The organism is Gardnerella sp. c11Ua_71 (genome assembly GCF_055818025.1).
Window position 1 is genome coordinate 247972 of the sequence record NZ_JARFVR010000003.1, and the last position, 17780, is coordinate 265751.

Sequence of the window (17780 nt, forward strand, 5' to 3'; positions counted from 1 at the left end):
CTGTAAATCCACTTTTATATATTGATATATTAAGGTTGATATATTAAGAAAGATATGTGTTAGTGGTTTACCCGAAGAGTCTTGACTCTTCGTTAATCTTTTAAATACATTGCGTGGGTTAGTCGCGCGTAAAAAACAGCAGGAAAGAGGTTACGATGAGCGTTGGAGACATAGCTGCTCTAATTGCCGCGATTTCGTTTGCGGTTCTTTCTGGTTTTATGATTTATCCTCTGATTAGGTTGGGTAAGATGTTTAATCAGATTGCTCAAACCGTTAAGGAATCAGGTGAACATGCTTTGCCTGCTATTGATGAGTCTGTTACTACAGTAAAGCAAGTAAACAAAACCTTAGAAGATGTTAATGCTGTTACGGATGCTGCTCGCACCACTGCGACTAATGTTGGTGCTCTTACAGATTTGTATGGTGCTTTTCTTGGAAAACCTATTATTAAGATTGCTGCAGCTGGATATGCTCTTAAGGACACTATTAACGCATTCTTCAATAAGCCTACAGTTCCAACGGATTTTTCAGAATCTTCTGCACGCCACGCAGCTAATTCTGGTGAGTCGAGTGAGTCTAAGGGGGAGTGATGTTTAAGCGTTTATTCTGGCTTTGCGTAGGAATAGTAATAGGCGTGATGTCTGTTACTAAGGCTCGCGCTTATATTAAAGGAAAATTCCCAGAAAGTGTTGGAGATTTTTTCTTTGATAAAGATCCGAAGAATCTTACTTTAACCACGATTTTGTCTTTATTTAAGGATTTTAATTCCAGCAGAAAAACTCACGAGTCGCAGCTTAATTCTAAGTATGCTAATAAGTATGCTAAATAAAATAAGCTTGTTAATAAGTCTTGAAAGTTTTTTATAACTAAAGTTTTTATAGGTAAAGTTTTATAATCAAAAATTGGTCTTGCAGATTAATCATTCTGCGACTCGCGCCTTAAAGCATGATGGTATGATATTCTTTTGTGCCGCCCTGTTGCATGGCGTTTTAATATAACACAAGGAGTTCGTACCTATGCGCACAGCAGAAATTGCAAAGCGTTATCTTGACTACTTTGGTAATCATGGTCATATGGTCGTGCCTTCAGCATCGCTGATTTCACCAAATCCAACGACGCTTTTCACGATTGCAGGCATGGTTCCATTCATACCTTATCTTTTGGGAGAGCAAACGCCTCCTTCTCGCAGAATGACGTCTAACCAGAAGTGCGTGCGTACTCTTGATATTGACGAAGTCGGCAAGACTACTCGTCACGGCACGTTCTTCCAGATGGTTGGTAACTTCTCGTTTGGTGATTATTTTAAGGAAGAAGCGATTCACTACGCTTGGGAGCTTTTAACAACTCCGCAAGATAAGGGCGGATACGGATTTGACCCTGAAAAGCTCTGGGTAACTACTTATACCGACGATGATGAAGCTCGCGCAATTTGGAAGAACGAAGGCTTCGACCCAGAGCACATGCAAGTTTTCGGTATGGAAGATAACTTCTGGACCACTGGTGGTCCTGGTCCTGGCGGCCCATGCTCCGAAATCTACGTTGATCGCGGTCCTAAATACGGTAAGGATGGCGGTCCTGCTGCTGACGAATCTCGTTTCATTGAGATTTGGGATTTGGTCTTCGAAAACTTCCAGGTAGATAACGTCAAGTCTAAGACTGATTTGCATATTGTTGGTGAGCTTGACCAGAAGAATATCGATACCGGCGCAGGTTTGGAACGTTTGGCTTACCTTATGCAGGGTAAGGAAAATATTTACGAAACAGACGAAGTTTATCCAGTTATTGAAGCTGCAGAAAAGCTTAGCGGTGTAAAGTACGGCGATAATAATGATGCTGACGTGCGTTTCCGCGTTGTAGCAGATCACGTACGTTCCGCTTTGATGATTATGAGCGATGGTGTGCGCCCAAGTAACGTTGGACGCGGATACGTGCTTCGTCGTCTTCTTCGCAGAACCGTTCGCGCAATGCGCATGCTCGGCGTTCAGGACCCAGTTCTTCCAACCTTGTTCCCAGTTTCTAAGGCTGCAATGGAACCAAGCTACCCAGAACTTAACAACACTTTCCACGAGGTTAGTGAAGCTGCATATGGTGAAGAAGACGCGTTCCGCAGAACTCTTGAAAAGGGCACAACTATTCTTGACCTGGCTGTTGAAAAAGCTAAGAAAGAACACAAGGATGACCCTATTGTTGGCGGCTCGGACGCATTCACTTTGCACGATACTTACGGCTTCCCAATCGAGTTGACTCTTGAGATGGCTGCTGAGCAGGGTGTTAAGGTTGATGAAGCTAAGTTCCGCGAGCTTATGAGCGAGCAGAAAGGTCGCGCTCGCGCGGATGCTTTGAAGAAGCGTCACAATGTGGATGTTAGCGTTTACGACGACATTAAGAAGGAGCTTGAAAAGCCAATCGACTTCCTCGGTTACACTGACTTCTCCAGCCGTTCAAACGTTTTAGCAATTGTTGAAGCCGGTAAGGGTGCTGTTAAAAGCGTTAGCGCTCCTGCAAACGTTGAAGTTATTCTTGATCGCACGCCATTCTATGCTGAGCGCGGTGGTCAGATTGCTGATCAGGGTGAGATTATTTCCGGCGACGGCGCAATTTTGGAAGTTGACGATGTTCAGCGTCCAATCAAGGATTTGATTGTTCACAGCTGCCGACTTACTGAAGGTACTCTTAGTGTTGGTGCTCCAGTAAACACCAATATTGACCAGGTTCGCAGGGCTGCTTTGGCTCGAAGCCACACTGCTACTCACACTCTTCACAAGGCTTTGCGCGAAGAGCTTGGTCCACAGGCAACTCAGCGCGGTTCTGTAGTTGATCCAGATCGTTTGCGCTTTGACTTCCAGTGGCCAAAGGCTGTTGATAAAGATGCGCTGCTCCGTGTAGAAGCTCGCGTAAACGAGCGTATTCGTGACGATTTGCAGGTTGTTCCAAAGGAAATGCCAATCGATGACGCTTTCAAGCTTGGAGCAATGCACTTGTTCGGCGAAAAGTACGGCGATATTGTGCGAGTTGTTGAGATTGGCGACGGTTGGAGCCGCGAGCTTTGCGGTGGTACTCACGCTAAGAGCACTGGAAAGATTGGTATGGTAACCATTCTTTCGGAATCTTCCATTGGCTCTGGTGTACGCCGTATTGATGCATTGTGCGGCGAAGAGGCGTATGAATATGGTGCTCGTGAGCACGCTTTGGTGGCGCAACTTGCTGGCATGGTTAATGCACGCCCAGATGAGTTAGCTGAGCGCTTGGAGTCTTTGCTCAACAAGATGAAGGATTCAGACCGCAAGCTTTCTTCGGTGTATGAGTCTCAGCTTAATGATGCTGTTCCAGAATTGGTTGAGGCGGCTAAACAAAGTGGCGCAACGGTTAAGCTTGCTGTAAAGAATGTTGGAAACTTTGGTTCCTTCGATGCATTGCGCAAAACAACACTTGATGTTCGTTCTCGCTTAGGTGAGGATGCTCCTGTGATTGTGGCGCTGTGTGGCGTGAATGAGGAGGATCGTCCAATGGTGGCGGTGGCGACTAACGACGCCGCACGTGGTCTTGGTGCCAAGGCTGGCGATCTTGTTCGTACTGTTTCCAAGGTGCTTGGTGGCGGTGGCGGCGGCAAGCCAGACTTCGCTCAAGGCGGCGGAACTGATGCTTCTAAGATTGACGAAGCATTGGATGCTGTTAAGGCGCAAGTTGCGCAGCTTGCTTAGCGTGTTTCTATCAGCTTAAATAAAACGATGCGATCTTTACCAAAAGCGGCACAAAAAATGGTGTGGTTAGGTATTGATTTAGGTGACGCAAGGGTCGGAACAGCTCTTTCCGACCCTGAGCTCACTTTCGCTCATCCTGCCGGGAATGTTCAATCCTATGGTGATTCGTTTAATGCGATTGAAGATGTTTTAAACATTATCGAAGATAATAGTGTTAGTCGTGTTGTAATAGGTCTTCCTTTGCAATTAGACGGAACTGAAGGAAAATCTGCTAAAAAAGCGCGTCGTTGGGGTACTAATTTAGTCAAAAGAATGAAGTCGCTTTTTGATTATGGAGATTGGTCTCTCGATTTTATTCCAGAAGTTGTTTGGAAAGATGAGAGACTAACAACTGTTACGGCGCATAAACAACTGTTAGATGCAGATTTTTCTACTAGGAAGCATCGTCCTATGGTTGATCAGCAGTCAGCAGTGTTAATTTTGCAATCTGCGATTGACGATTATAAGAATGATTGCAAAAATAATTAAAGCAGACAATAGCTACGACAATATTGTGAAATAATGTTATTCTGAAATAATGTCACTGTGAAATAGTAACCAGCAGTCCAAGCGGGAGGAAGCGTTTAATGACTGAGAATATCGACGATTTTTTCGATCGAAACGCTAAGTGGAGTCACGAAACTCCTAATCCACCTGTGCCTCCAAAATCGCGCAAAGATTTAAAAGCACAAAAACGACGTAAAAGTAAGAGAAAACGTATAATAGCGTTTATTCTTACGCTAATTTTTGCAGTACTATTTGTTCTTGGATATGGATTATACAGGGTTGCGGTTTACATAAAAACTAACAATCAGTCTACGATTATGGACGATTGGCCAGGACCTGGAGACGGATTCGTTGAGTTTACGATAGAGCCAGGTCAAGGATCTGTAGAAGTTGGGAACAATCTTGTTAAAGCGCAAGTTGTAAAGTCACAATCAACTTTTTCTAATATTGTTGCTGCGAACAACAAGATTTTATACCCAGGGATTTATGCGCTCAAAAAGCATATGAACTCAATTGATGTTGTAAATATTCTTTCAGATCAAAGTAAAGCAGGCGGATTCTTAGACGTTAAAGCAGGAGAACGATCAACAGACGTTATTCGTAAGGCTGCACAAATCTCTGGAATAGACATTGCTCAATTTAACGCGATTCAAAAAACAGACGGAGCGGGGATTTTGCCGCCAGAAGCAGGTGGAAGTTTTGAAGGATGGTTGGAGCCTGGAGTTTACAACGTAAAATCCATGAAATCTGCTACTAAAATACTTGCCAAAATGGTAGATAAGCGTATTCAGAAACTTGATTCATTGGGAGTTCCTAAAGGAAAACTGCGTCAAGATATTCTCAAAATTGCGTCTATTGCGGAAGCGGAAGTAAATAATCGTGAATACTATGGCAAAGTTTCGCGCGTAATATTAAACCGTTTAGCTAAAGACATGCCTTTGGGAATGGACACTACGGTTGCTTACGGTATTGGAATTAAGGCAATTAACCTTACGCAAACACAATTAGATGATGCAAGTAATCCATACAACACTAGGATTCGCAAAGGATTGCCGCCTACTCCTATAAGTATTCCTGGAGATAATGCTATTCTGGCTTCGCTTAATCCAGAAAAAGGATCATGGATTTATTTTGTTACCACTAACTTAAAGACCGGCGAAACTAAGTTTGCGGATAACTACGATGATTTCTTGAAGATTCGCGACGAGTATAAGCGTTCTAACGAAAACGCCAACTAGCTGTTCGGTTTTCTTTGCTTGTTGTTGCGCAATCGCACTACAGACTTAATGAGCAACAGAAACCGCAAAACATAACGGCGATTATGGAAGATGCAGCTAATACGGGTACGAACGGGATTTTATTTTGCTCATTTTGCACAAGATGCACTCGGAAAAATCGCAAGCAGACTTTAGAGCAGATTTTCCACACTAAAATCCAAATTAATCCAAATATTCCAACTAATGCAAACCAGTAGATTATGCAATCAAATCCAAATAGCGCCAAAGCTTGAGCAATCATAGAAGCGCACGTAACATCGCCAAATCCAAGTGCTCCGCGCACACAAAGTTTTTGCGTCAAAACGTAGATTGCAAAAACTGTTACTGCACAAAGCCATCCGCGCAAAAGAAAATTAACATTATGAAAAGTAATAAGCGAAAAAATAAGGTTTGCTGCAGATTGTGCAAAAGCAGCTAGTAGAACCCAAAGTCTAGGCACAACGCGGTTTACTAAATCCGTTGCGCACAGTGCAATCGTGCATACAAGCGTTGGTGTTGCAAATAAACACGCTATAATAAACTGACTCATTTGATTATGCTAAATAAGCGAAAATTGCATTGCAACAAATTTTACTCAATGTGGTTAAAGGCTTTTTGCGATTTATTTCATAGATTATTAGCAATACTTAGTTGTTAGTAAAATAAAGAATTTAGAATCTAGTATTGATTTAAAATAAAGTACAGTATTAAGTGCAAGAAGTATAACAATAAATATAACGCACAACGCGATTGGAGAAGGCATGCTTAGATGGCAAACGGCAGGGGAGTCGCATGGTGAAGCACTGGTGGCAATGATTGAAGGCGTGCCAGCAGGAGTTAAGATTACTAGCGCAGACATTGTTTCTGCTCTTGCGCGTAGACGACTTGGATATGGTCGCGGAGCGCGAATGAAGTTTGAGCAAGACAAAGTGCGTTTGCTTACAGGCGTTCGCCACGGTGTTACTCTTGGGTCTCCAATTGCTATAGAAATCGCAAATAGTGAGTGGCCAAAATGGGTGGAAGTGATGAGCGCGGATCCTTTGGATCATGAGCTTGAGCGAACTGGTAGAAATGCTATTTTAAGCCGCCCTCGCCCAGGGCATGCGGATTTAACGGGCATGCGAAAGTATGGTTTTAGTGATGCTCGCGAGGTTTTGGAGCGTTCGAGCGCTAGGGAAACGGCTTCCCGCGTGGCTTTAGGCGCTGTAGCTGATGCGTTTTTGCACCAAGCGTTGGGTGTGCGAACAGTTGCGCATGTTATTGGAATTGGCGGCGAATATATAAACAAAAGTTTACCCCTACCAACTCCAGACGATGTTGATGCGTTGGATGCTTCGCCAGTTCGTACTCTAGATAAAGATGCCGAAGCTCGCATGGTTGCTCGTATTGATGAAGCAAAAGCAAATGCAGATACGCTTGGCGGCGTAGTAGAGGTTTTGGCATACGGCATGCCTGCTGGAGTTGGAACGTATGTAGAGTCGGATCGCCGTTTGGATGCGGCACTGGCTGCGGCGCTTATGGGAATCCAAGCTATTAAAGGCGTGGAGATTGGAGACGGTTTCGAAGAAGCAAATCGCCCTGGCTCGGTTGCTCACGACGAGATCGTAACAGGCGAAGATGGCAAAATCACGCGCCTTAGCAATCGTGCTGGAGGAATTGAAGGCGGAATGTCAAATGGAGAGACAATTCGCGTGCGCGCTGCAATGAAGCCGATTCCGTCCATTCCTCGCGCTTTGCGAACGGTAGATGTGCTTACTGGCCAGCCAGCGCAGGCAATTAATCAGCGCTCCGATTTTACGGCAGTCCCAGCTGCTTCCGTAGTTGCAGAGGCAATGGTTCGATTAACGCTTGCAAAGTATGCGTTAGAAAAGTTCGGCGGAGATTCACTAGAAGAAACCGCTAGAAATGCTAGAAATTACGTTCAATCTTGGAAAGAGCATATGAGATGAGCGAAGAAGATTCCTTGCATGATTCCTTGCCAGATTCGCTTAGATATTCTTTGAAAGACATTTCGCAAGATGTATCGCAAACTCAAATGCCGTTAGCCGTTATAATCGGCATGCCTGCAGCTGGAAAAACGCGTGTTGGCAAGGAATTAGCGCATATTTTGAATGTTCCTTTTATAGATACAGACGATTTAATTGAGCAAAAAATCAATATGCCGATTGCTCAATATTTTAAGGATTTTGGCGAAGAGTCTTTTAGAGATATTGAAACTCAAATTGTTAGAGATGCTATTTTCCCAGATTTTGAGCAATCCGCCCCAATAGTCGCCCTAGGTGGCGGTGCTCCAATGCGTAAGGAGACGCAAGATGTCTTAAGAAAATATACAAAGCTAGGCGGTCGTGTTGTGTATTTGCAAGTAAATGCAAGTGATGCAATTGAGCGCGTAAGCTGGAATTCTAATCGTCCTATGTTAAGCGGCGAAGATGGCGCAAAACGATGGATGGATTTGTTTGATAAGCGTGATCCTGTGTTTTGCAAAGTGGCGAATTTACACGCTCGCGTTTACGGATTAACGCCAAAACCTGCCGCAAGAAAGGTAAAAGATATGATTATGCAACGAATCGTTCATGTAGATGGTAAAGGTATTGAAGATTACGATGTTCATATTGGCGCAGGCGCTATGAGTCTTTTACCTCAAATGCTTGGAAAACAGCCTGTTCGAGTAGCTTTAATTCACACTCAGCCTGTTCAAAGACATAGCGATAAAGCAAGATCTATTTTGCGCGCAGCTGGCTACGATGTTTTCGATATTCTTATTCCAGACGCAGAGGCTGGTAAAACTGTTAAGGTTGCGGATTTTGTGTGGTCGCGCCTTGCAAACGCTGGTTTTACGCGTTCAGATGCGATTGTTGGTTTGGGTGGTGGAGCAGCTACGGATTTAGCTGGATTTGTTGCTTCTACTTGGATGCGTGGAATCCGCTACGTAAATTGCCCGACTTCGCTTCTTGCAATGGTAGACGCTTCGACTGGAGGGAAAACTGGTGTAAATACTGCAGCTGGCAAGAATTTGGTTGGTAGTTTTTACACTCCTGCTGGCGTTTTGGCAGATACTTGCGCGTTTTCTACTCTTCCTAACGATATTTTTGTTGAAGGACTTGGAGAAGTTGCAAAATCAGGGTTTATTGGCGATTCTAGCATCTTAAAAATTCTGGAAGATCCTCAAAATGCTAGCAAGTTGCGCTCTGTTGATGGTCCTTCTATTTTAGACGATGCAGATTTAAATGATATGGTTTGCGATCTAATAGAAAAAAGCGTGCGCGTTAAGGCATACCACGTTTCTAACGACTTAAAAGAACAAGGTTTGCGCGAGTTTTTGAATTATGGGCATACTTTAGGGCATGCGATTGAGCAAATCGAGCATTTTTCTTGGCGTCATGGAAACGCGGTTGCTGTGGGAATGGTTTTTGCGGCGAGCCTTGCGCAAATTTTGGGCTATTTAAGTCCAGAAGACGTTGAGTATCATCGCTCGCTTTTGAAATCACTTGGATTGCCAATATCTTGGAATGGCGGCGGCAATAATGACGATGCTTTTGCTAAGGTTCTTGACTTGATGCATAAAGATAAAAAAGCTAGAGGCAACACCTTACGATTTGTTGTTTTAGACGGGATTGGAAACCCGATTCACTTAGATAATCCGCCGCTGGAGGCGATTCGCGAAGCGTTTAATAAGATTAGAGGTTAGAAAATGGTAGATGCAGAAAACACTATAAACATCCGTAAAGTTTTAGTAGTAAATGGTCCAAATTTGGGGCGATTAGGCGTTCGTCAGCCAGACGTTTATGGCAGTCAAGATTTTGAAACGTTGTGCGCGCTTTGCAAAAAGTGGGCACAAGAGCTTAATTTACAAGTGGAAGTTCACCAAAGCGACGACGAAGCGCAAATGGTTCATTGGATGCACGAAGCTGCTGATACTCATACGCCAGTAGTTATGAATCCTGCTGCTTTTACGCACTACAGTTATGCGCTCGCGGATGCTGCGCACATGGTTTTAGATGCTGGAGTGCCACTAATGGAAGTGCATATTTCTAATCCTTCTGCCCGCGATTCTTTCCGGAAAATAAGCGTGATTAGTCCTGTTGCAACTGGAACTATTACAGGCATGGGACTGTATGGATATAAGCTTGCGCTCGAGGCTGTTGCTCATTTGATTTGACTTTGATTTGACTTTTCAATTATTCTTCCGAGTCGAGGCTCGAAGATACTATGGAGTTCCATGGTTAGAAGAAAACATGGTAACTCTCAGGAGCATATTACAAAGCATATTTTTGTCACTGGTGGCGTTGTTTCGTCCCTCGGAAAAGGTCTTACTGCATCTTCATTAGGCAGACTTTTGCGTAGTCGTGGTCTTCACGTTTTACAACAAAAACTCGATCCTTATATCAATGTTGACCCGGGTACAATGAACCCATTCCAACATGGTGAGGTTTACGTTACAGAAGACGGCGCAGAAACAGATCTTGATATTGGTCATTACGAGCGATTCCTCGATGTTTTCTTAAGTCAAAAAGCGAATGTTACAACTGGTCAGATTTATCAGTCTGTGCTTCGTAAGGAGCGTGCTGGCGAATATTTGGGTCAGTGCGTGCAGGTTATTCCGCATATTACTGGCGAAATTAAGTCGCGTATGCGCGCGCAGGCTAGCGACGATGTAGACGTGATTATTACGGAAATCGGCGGTACTGTTGGCGATATTGAGTCCCAGCCATTTTTGGAGGCTGCTCGCGAAGTTCGTCGCGATTTAGGTCCTGAAAACTGCATGTTTGTGCACGTTTCTTTGGTGCCTTATATAGCCGCAGCTCACGAATTAAAGACTAAGCCAACTCAGCATTCTGTGATGATGCTCCGCTCTCTTGGTATTTCTCCAGACGCGCTTGTTTTGCGTTCGGATCGTCCGCTTAATCAAGGCATTAAAGACAAAATTTCGCTTATGTGCGATGTTGACGCTGAAGGCGTTGTGAACTGCGTTGACGCTCCAAGCATTTACGATGTGCCGAAGATTTTGTTCAACGAGGGCTTGGATGCTTACGTTGTTCGTGAGCTTGAGCTTCCATTCCACGATGTTGATTGGAACGAGTGGGAAGATTTGCTTGAGCGCGTGCATCATCCAAAGCATGAGCTAAACATTGCAATTGTTGGCAAGTACATTGATTTGCCAGATGCATATCTTTCTGTTACTGAGGCTATTAAGGCTGGCGGTTTTGCAAACTGGGCTAAGGTTAACGTGCGCTGGGTTGCTGCCGACAAGTGCGAAACTCAAGAAGGTGCGGCGGCGGCTCTTGACCAAATGGATGGCATGGTTATTCCAGGCGGCTTCGGAATTCGCGGTATTGAAGGTAAGATTGGCGCTTTGCGTTACGCTCGCGAGCATGGTTTGCCAACGCTTGGTCTTTGCCTTGGCTTGCAATCTATGGTTATTGAGTACGCTCGTCACGTTCTCGGTCTTGAGGATGCTAATTCCACTGAGTTCGAGAAGGATTGTGGCGATCCAGTAATCGCAACTATGGAAGAGCAGAAGGATATTGTGGACGGTAAGGGAGATATGGGTCACACAATGCGACTCGGCTCTTATCCTGCTCTTCTTGAAGAAGGCTCTATTGTTGCTGAGCTTTACGGTACTACGCATGTTACTGAGCGTCACCGTCACCGTTATGAAGTGAACGTGGCGTATAAAGATCGTTTGCGTGAAGCCGGCTTGCGTATTAGCGGTCAAAGCCCAGATGGTAATTTGACTGAGTTTGTGGAGCTTCCAAAGGAAGTTCACCCATTCTATGTGGCAACTCAGGCTCATCCAGAGTTTAAGTCTCGACCAACTAAGCCTCATCCACTGTTTGCTGGTTTAGTGGCGGCTGCTCTTGAACATCAGGCTAGCGAGTCTAAGTAGTATTTACCAATAGGTGAAAATATAATAAAAATATTTTAAAAATAATTTCAATATTCATTTGATTTTATTTATTAAGTGGTGTAGAATCGTACATTTGGGTGCGAATTTACACCACTTTTATTTTGATTAATACTTAATCATCTTGTTGCATATTTTGCATCGTTTAACATAATTGTTACATATTTCTAGTGCAAATTTACATTTTTGTAATATCTATACAAATGTAAAAGACTTGGCAAAATATCATCTAAAATACGATTTAATCTAATATTTTTCTATTATAATAGTTGTTTTTATGATTTATAGACAAAATAACAGTAAATTTTACATTTAGACTTTTAGCTTGCGTTGTTTAATAAAATCCGTATGATTGAATTTTAATCAACGAAGAGGCCTCCTTATTGGCTTTGCAAAGAATCCATCTGGCAATAAATACTAGGTGGATTTTATTTATTAAGCCTGTAAAAGCCTGCAAAGCTTGTAATGAGACTTTTTCGTGATATTTAATTGAATCCTGCCATACCCGACGTTAGGAGAAAACATATGAAGAATAAGGCATTACTTTTTGCCGCAGCTGCGTGCTCGGTTGCTATGCTGCTCGGTGGATGCGGTTCTTCTGCCTCGAAGACCGCTCAAACAAATGGTGGCAAGGTTGTTATTACTGTAAACAACTCCGAGCCTCAGAACGAGCTTGTTCCTGGAAACATTAACGAAAATGCTGGTGGTCGTCCTGCTCTATTGGTCAACTCCATGTTGGTCACTTTTGATGAAAAGGGCAACACGGTAAATGAAGATGCCGAGAGCGTAACTCCAAACGCCGATGCAACCCAATACACTGTTAAGCTTAAAAAAGATAAGAAGTTCAGCGATGGCACTCCAATCACCGCAGAAAGCTTTACTAAGGCTTGGAGCTTTGTAGCAAACGCTAAGAATGCTCAGAAGTGCTCTTCCTTCTTCCAGACCATTAAGGGCTACGAAGACTTGCAGAAGAATGATACTAAGGGCGACGAGCAGCTTTCTGGCTTAAAGGTTGTAGATAAGTACACCTTTACTGTTGATTTGAACCAGCCAGATTCTGTGTTTGCTATTAAGGTTGGTTACCTTGCATTCGCTCCTCTTCCAGAATCCTTCTACAAGAATCCAAAGGCTTATGGCGAAAAACCAGTTTCTTCTGGACCATACTTGTTTAAGTCTTGGGATCACAACAAGCAGATCGAACTTGTAAAGAACCCAGATTACGATGGCCCACGTAAGGCTCAGAATGACGGCATTACCTTTAAGATCTACACCGACGGCACCGCTGCTTACCGCGATGTTCAGTCTGGCAATCTTGATATGACCGATAACATTCCAGATACCGAAACCAAGACTTTCCAAAAGGACACCACTGTGAAGGCATACAACCGTCCAGGTTCCGTAATCCAGCAGTTCGGTATTCCTGCAAAATTGCCACACTTCGATGTAACTACCGAAGAAGGCCGCTTGCGTCGTCAAGCTGTTTCTATGGCAATCGACCGTGAAACCATCATCAAGAAGGTTCTTAACAACACTGCATCTCCTGCAAACGAGTTCACTTCTCCTTTGACTCCAGGCTACAAGGCAGATCTTAAGGGTCACGAAAACCTTAAGTTTAATGCAGCAAAGGCTAAGGAACTTTGGGCAAAGGCAGATAAGATCTCTAAGTATGATGGTCCTCTTACCTTTACTTACAACGCCGATGGCAACGCTAAGTCTGTGTTCGACGCAGTTGTAAACTCCCTTAAGAATCATCTTGGAATTAATGCTGAAACCACTCCAGTTCCAACATTCCAAGAGTTCCGTAACGCATGCGAACAGCGTCAGATTAAAGGTGCATGGCGTGCAGGCTGGATGCCAGATTACCCAAGCCCAGAAAACTACTTGACTCAGGAATTTGCTTCCGTTGCTGCAGATGGCAATGGTTCTAACGAAGCTGATTACAAGAATCCTAAGTTCGATGCTTTGCTTAAGAAGGCTTCTTCTTCTAAGCAAGCTGAGGCAACTAAGCTTTATCAGCAAGCTAACGAGATTCTTCTTGAGGATCTTCCATACGTACCACTGTTCTACTCGAACGCTAAGGCTGTTATGGTTCCAAGCTTGAAGGGCTTTGTAATGGATTGGCAGAATATGCCACTTTACTACAAGCTCCACAAGTAAAGATCAAAATCAAGTAGCTATTAATATCAAGTAGCTATTAAAAAATAAACCATAATTTAATAGCATGTAAAAACGTGCTGCTGCCTTCGAATGGCGAATAAAATTACAAAATTCTATCCGCTGTTCGAGGCAGCACTTTGTGTTTTTACTTAGGTTGGGTTAAATCAATATGCAAGCCACAAGTTGGGTGTGTGCTTTGCTAATTTTTAAGTAAATATATAAGGAGAAACCAATGGGTAAATATGTTCTGCGCCGTGTTTTGCAGATGATTCCTGTGGTTCTCGGCACAACATTGTTGGTATACGCTTTGGTGTTTGCTTTGCCTGGAGATCCAGTAAAAGCAATGTTTGGCGATAAGCCAATTAACCATGCTGTAGAAGCGCAAATTCGTGCCGAGTATAACTTGGATAAGCCATTTATTATTCAATATTTGTTGTTCTTAAAGAATGCGCTTACTCTTGATTTTGGTCATACGTTTGCTGGTCAGCCAGTAATTGACGAGATTGGCCGCGCATTCCCAGTAACCATTAAGCTTGCGTTGATGGCGTTTGCTTTCGAAGCCTTGTTCGGCGTAGCTTTCGGTATAATCTCTGGCTTAAAGAAAGGAAAGTGGTACGACAGCGTAATCCTGGTTGTATCACTTCTTCTTATTTCTGTGCCAACATTTGTTACTGGCTTTATTGGCCAATATTTGTTTGGTGTTAAGTGGCATATTATGCCTGTTACTGCAAGCAATGATCCTGGATTCTACGATCTTCTTCTTCCTGCAATAGTTCTTGGATCCGTTTCAATGGCATATATTATTCGACTTACAAGGTCGGAAATTTCGTCAAACATATCGCTTGATTACGTGCGCACGGCTCGTGCAAAGGGCTTAAAAGAAGGTTCCGTTATTGTTCGACACATTTTGCGTAACTCGCTTATTCCTGTTGTTACATTCTTAGGTCAAGATTTGGGCGCTCTTATGGGCGGCGCAATGATTTCGGAAACAATCTTCAACATTCATGGCGTTGGATTCCTTACGTATCAGGGAATTCTAAAGGGAGAAGGAAACCTTGTTGTTTCTATAGTTACGCTTCTTATGTTGATATTTGTAGTCAGCAATCTTCTTGTTGACATGTTGTACGCGGCTCTAGATCCGCGCATTCGTTACGCGTAAGGAGAGCACATTATGGAAGATAATTTGATTACAAATAATGCAAATTACAACACATTGCCAGGTCAGGAACGCTATGTTGCTCCTCTTGACGATACGCCTCTTCAAGAAGTTGATTCTGTAGACGAATCTGCTCCAGCTACAAGCATGTGGGCTGATGCTTGGAGATCTTTGCGCAGAAATCCATTGTTTATTGTTTCTGCAATTTTGATTATTGCAATTATTTTTGTTGCGCTCTTCCCAGGCGCTCTCACAAAGCACAATCCTAATTACTGTGTTTTGGAGCATTCGCTTGAGCCAGCTTCTGCTGCACATCCGTTTGGATTCGACATGCAAGGATGCGATATTTACGCTCGAGTTGTATATGGAACACGTACATCTTTAAGCGTTGGCTTGCTCGCAACGGCTTTAGTGGTGTTAGTTGGTTCGCTAATTGGAGCTTTGGCTGGATTCTTTGGCGGATGGATTGATGCGGTTCTTAGCCGAATCACCGATATCTTCCTGGCTCTACCAATGCTGTTGGGTGCAATCGTAGTTTTGCAAATGTTCCGCACATCTAAGTCGATTTGGAAAATCGTGTTTGTTATGGTTCTCTTTGGATGGGTAGGCGTTGCTCGAATCGCAAGAAGTGCCGTTATGGAATCCAAGAATCTTGAGTTTAATACGGCTTCTACAGCTTTAGGTTCAACTCCAATGCGTAATCTTTTCCGTCATATTATTCCAAACTCGCTGGCTCCAATCATTGTTGTAGGAACAACATCCCTTGGTTCTTACATTGTTTTGGAAGCAACACTTAGCTTCCTTGGTATTGGTTTGCCGACTACGACCGTTAGCTGGGGTGTAGATATTTCTACCGCTAGGAATGTTCTTACTACAAATCCAGAAGTTTTGTTCTATCCGTCTATTGCGCTCGCTATTACTGTTCTCGCCTTTATTATGATGGGCGACGCCGTAAAAGATGCGTTGGATCCAAAGAGCCGTAAGGCGTAAGTTAGCGTGGAGGAATAGTGATTATGAACACAGCAACACGTAAAAATGTAGATACCCTTGCAATGCAACGTGAGCAGGGTCCTTTGCTGGAAGTTAAAAATCTTCAAGTTGACTTTACAACGGATTCTAAAAAAGCCGTACACGCTGTTCGCGATGCGAGCTTCAACGTTTACCCAGGTCAATGGGTTGCAATCGTGGGTGAATCTGGTTCTGGAAAGTCAACTTCTGCAATGGCGGTTTTAGGCTTGCTTCCAGGAACAGGTCACGTTACGGGTGGTTCTATTAAGCTTAAAGGTCAAGAAATAAGCAATCTAAAGCCTAAAGATTATGCGGCTTTGCGCGGTACAGCAATGGGATTGGTTCCGCAAGACCCTATGAGCAACCTTAATCCTGTTTGGCGAATTGGAACTCAAGTTAAAGAAGCTCTTCTTGCAAATGGTGTTGACGTTAGTCATGAGAAGCGCTCCGCACTTGCAGAAGCTTTAGCAGGAGACGCTGTAGAAGTCAAAAGCAATGAAGATGAAATCTTCCTTGGCTCTAAAGAACTGAGCGCATTATTGAACGCTGCAAAGCAAGCTTTGGCGCAGGTTGGTCTTAGTGAGCAAACAAATGCCGAAAAGTTTAATGAAGCTATGGAATACTACAAAAAAGAGTGGGTTCCAGGTTCCGAAACTCGTTGGCGCGTTGCCGACGATTTAATCAAGTATGGCGTAGACGACGACAAAGCTTGGGAAATCGCCAAAAAGTATGTTATTGGAGCAAGTGTTGAAGACCGCATTGCTGGTTTGCTTGATGAAGCTGGTTTGCCAGATGCAGCAACTCGCGCAAGGCAATTCCCACACGAGTTTTCCGGCGGTATGCGTCAGCGCGCGTTAATTGCTATCGGTTTGGCTTGCAGACCAGATTTGCTGATTGCAGACGAGCCAACTTCCGCACTCGACGTTACTGTGCAAAAGCGCATTCTGGACCATTTGCATACGCTTACTGATTCTCTCGGCACTTCTGTGCTCTTTATTACTCACGATTTAGGTTTGGCTGCAGCTCGCGCACAGCACGTTGTTGTTATGTATAAGGGTCGCGTTGTTGAATCTGGTCCATCTTTGGACGTTTTGCAGCATCCTCAGCATCCTTATACTAAGCGACTTGTTGCTGCCGCTCCAAGTCTTGCTTCTCAACGAATCATTTCTGTTAAGGAGCATGGTGGTAACGCGGATAATTTGCTTGAGCATCACGTAGTAGGCGAGCAAGCTCTTGAAAAGAGCGAGCATATTATTACAGTCGATCACTTAACTCGCGAGTTTAAGCTTCCGCGCAAGAAGGAGCTTTTCAAGGCTGTTGACGATGTTTCGTTCTCGATTAAGCGCGGAACAACGTTGGCAATCGTGGGTGAGTCTGGTTCTGGTAAGTCTACTGTTGCAAACATGGTTTTGCGACTTCTAAATCCAACAAGTGGAACAGTTACTTACGAAGGCAAGAATATTGCTGATTTCAAGGGTGCTGATTTGCTTGACTTCCGTCGACATGTGCAGCCAGTATTCCAAAATCCTTATGGTTCGCTAGACCCAATGTATTCGATTTATCGTTCTATTGAAGAGCCTTTGCGAATTCATAAGATTGGCGATAAAAAGAGTAGACAGAATCGTGTGCGCGAGCTTTTGGACATGGTTCGTATGCCTGCTTCTGTTATGACTCGCTTCCCGAACGAGCTTTCAGGCGGACAGCGTCAGCGCATTGCGATTGCGCGTGCTATGGCATTGGATCCGGATGTAATCGTTTGCGACGAAGCTGTGTCTGCTTTGGATGTGCTTGTGCAAGATCAGGTTTTGCATTTGCTTAACGATTTGCAAGCGGAGCGAGGATTAAGCTACTTGTTCATCACTCACGATTTGGCTGTTGTTCGTCAGATTGCGGACGAGGTTGTTGTTATGCAACATGGCAAACTTGTTGAGCATGCTACAACCGACGAAGTGTTTGATCATCCTCAAAAGGAGTACACTCGCGATCTTCTCGATGCAATTCCAGGTGGAAATTTGGAACTTGGCTTGGATTAGTCGCAAGCTGGTTTATGG

The 17780-nt window shown here is 43.8% G+C and carries 14 protein-coding genes; 13 read left to right on the forward strand and 1 reads right to left on the reverse strand.

What is annotated here, in order from left to right:
• Positions 1-155 precede the first annotated feature (155 nt).
• From P0106_RS03530 to mltG, 5 genes are all read left to right on the forward strand, one after another.
• The gene (locus P0106_RS03530) at positions 156-590 is read left to right on the forward strand and encodes a DUF948 domain-containing protein (protein ID WP_004113368.1); all 435 of its coding nucleotides are present in this window, start codon (positions 156-158) and stop codon (positions 588-590) included.
• Positions 590-829, forward strand: a complete 240-nt coding sequence (locus P0106_RS03535) for a hypothetical protein (protein ID WP_004113365.1) — start codon at positions 590-592, stop codon at positions 827-829. The genes P0106_RS03530 and P0106_RS03535 overlap by 1 nt, the downstream gene beginning before the upstream one ends.
• Positions 830-1016: 187 nt before the next feature.
• Positions 1017-3701, forward strand: a complete 2685-nt coding sequence (alaS, locus tag P0106_RS03540; protein WP_473730451.1) for an alanine--tRNA ligase — start codon at positions 1017-1019, stop codon at positions 3699-3701.
• A gap of 57 nt (positions 3702-3758) precedes the next feature.
• Complete coding sequence (gene ruvX, locus P0106_RS03545) at positions 3759-4229, forward strand: Holliday junction resolvase RuvX (protein WP_004113362.1); 471 nt, start codon at positions 3759-3761, stop codon at positions 4227-4229.
• Positions 4230-4327: 98 nt separating this feature from the next.
• Complete coding sequence (gene mltG / locus P0106_RS03550; protein ID WP_473730452.1) at positions 4328-5485, forward strand: endolytic transglycosylase MltG; 1158 nt, start codon at positions 4328-4330, stop codon at positions 5483-5485.
• A 37-nt stretch (positions 5486-5522) separates the two neighbouring features.
• Here mltG and P0106_RS03555 read toward each other — a convergent pair whose 3' ends face one another.
• Positions 5523-6053 (reverse strand): A24 family peptidase, encoded by a 531-nt coding sequence (locus tag P0106_RS03555; protein ID WP_004574870.1) that lies wholly within the window; start codon positions 6051-6053, stop codon positions 5523-5525.
• Positions 6054-6264: 211 nt separating this feature from the next.
• On the opposite strand from P0106_RS03555, the gene aroC reads away from it, so the two are divergent.
• The 8 genes from aroC to P0106_RS03595 all read left to right on the forward strand — a co-directional run bounded on the left by aroC (position 6265) and on the right by P0106_RS03595 (position 17762).
• Positions 6265-7452: a chorismate synthase gene (aroC, locus tag P0106_RS03560; protein WP_285070166.1), complete on the forward strand. Its 1188-nt coding sequence runs from the start codon at positions 6265-6267 to the stop codon at positions 7450-7452.
• Positions 7449-9191: a bifunctional shikimate kinase/3-dehydroquinate synthase gene (locus P0106_RS03565; protein ID WP_285070167.1), complete on the forward strand. Its 1743-nt coding sequence runs from the start codon at positions 7449-7451 to the stop codon at positions 9189-9191. The genes aroC and P0106_RS03565 overlap by 4 nt, the downstream gene beginning before the upstream one ends.
• A gap of 3 nt (positions 9192-9194) precedes the next feature.
• Entirely contained in the window at positions 9195-9662 is a 468-nt protein-coding gene (aroQ, locus tag P0106_RS03570) for a type II 3-dehydroquinate dehydratase (protein WP_004117433.1), read from the forward strand.
• Between the two features lie 60 nt (positions 9663-9722).
• Positions 9723-11390: a CTP synthase gene (locus P0106_RS03575; RefSeq protein ID WP_004113351.1), complete on the forward strand. Its 1668-nt coding sequence runs from the start codon at positions 9723-9725 to the stop codon at positions 11388-11390.
• Between the two features lie 543 nt (positions 11391-11933).
• Positions 11934-13565 carry a peptide ABC transporter substrate-binding protein gene (locus P0106_RS03580; protein ID WP_102720762.1) on the forward strand — a complete coding sequence of 544 codons (1632 nt, stop codon included), beginning with the start codon at positions 11934-11936 and terminating at the stop codon, positions 13563-13565.
• Positions 13566-13797: 232 nt separating this feature from the next.
• The gene (locus tag P0106_RS03585) at positions 13798-14724 is read left to right on the forward strand and encodes an ABC transporter permease (protein ID WP_004114675.1); all 927 of its coding nucleotides are present in this window, start codon (positions 13798-13800) and stop codon (positions 14722-14724) included.
• Positions 14725-14736: 12 nt separating this feature from the next.
• Positions 14737-15711 (forward strand): ABC transporter permease, encoded by a 975-nt coding sequence (locus tag P0106_RS03590; protein ID WP_004114677.1) that lies wholly within the window; start codon positions 14737-14739, stop codon positions 15709-15711.
• A 23-nt stretch (positions 15712-15734) separates the two neighbouring features.
• Entirely contained in the window at positions 15735-17762 is a 2028-nt protein-coding gene (locus tag P0106_RS03595; protein WP_116437078.1) for a dipeptide ABC transporter ATP-binding protein, read from the forward strand.
• Positions 17763-17780: the final 18 nt, after the last annotated feature.

What these genes read in the sequence shown, in the direction of transcription:
- P0106_RS03530 (WP_004113368.1), top strand. Translation starts at nt 156, where the DNA reads ATGAGCGTTGGAGACATAGCTGCTCTAATTGCCGCGATTTCGTTTGCG.
- P0106_RS03535 (WP_004113365.1), top strand. Translation starts at nt 590, where the DNA reads ATGTTTAAGCGTTTATTCTGGCTTTGCGTAGGAATAGTAATAGGCGTG.
- alaS (WP_473730451.1), top strand. Translation starts at nt 1,017, where the DNA reads ATGCGCACAGCAGAAATTGCAAAGCGTTATCTTGACTACTTTGGTAAT.
- ruvX (WP_004113362.1), top strand. Translation starts at nt 3,759, where the DNA reads ATGGTGTGGTTAGGTATTGATTTAGGTGACGCAAGGGTCGGAACAGCT.
- mltG (WP_473730452.1), top strand. Translation starts at nt 4,328, where the DNA reads ATGACTGAGAATATCGACGATTTTTTCGATCGAAACGCTAAGTGGAGT.
- P0106_RS03555 (WP_004574870.1), bottom strand. Translation starts at nt 6,053, where the DNA reads ATGAGTCAGTTTATTATAGCGTGTTTATTTGCAACACCAACGCTTGTA.
- aroC (WP_285070166.1), top strand. Translation starts at nt 6,265, where the DNA reads ATGCTTAGATGGCAAACGGCAGGGGAGTCGCATGGTGAAGCACTGGTG.
- P0106_RS03565 (WP_285070167.1), top strand. Translation starts at nt 7,449, where the DNA reads ATGAGCGAAGAAGATTCCTTGCATGATTCCTTGCCAGATTCGCTTAGA.
- aroQ (WP_004117433.1), top strand. Translation starts at nt 9,195, where the DNA reads ATGGTAGATGCAGAAAACACTATAAACATCCGTAAAGTTTTAGTAGTA.
- P0106_RS03575 (WP_004113351.1), top strand. Translation starts at nt 9,723, where the DNA reads ATGGTTAGAAGAAAACATGGTAACTCTCAGGAGCATATTACAAAGCAT.
- P0106_RS03580 (WP_102720762.1), top strand. Translation starts at nt 11,934, where the DNA reads ATGAAGAATAAGGCATTACTTTTTGCCGCAGCTGCGTGCTCGGTTGCT.
- P0106_RS03585 (WP_004114675.1), top strand. Translation starts at nt 13,798, where the DNA reads ATGGGTAAATATGTTCTGCGCCGTGTTTTGCAGATGATTCCTGTGGTT.
- P0106_RS03590 (WP_004114677.1), top strand. Translation starts at nt 14,737, where the DNA reads ATGGAAGATAATTTGATTACAAATAATGCAAATTACAACACATTGCCA.
- P0106_RS03595 (WP_116437078.1), top strand. Translation starts at nt 15,735, where the DNA reads ATGAACACAGCAACACGTAAAAATGTAGATACCCTTGCAATGCAACGT.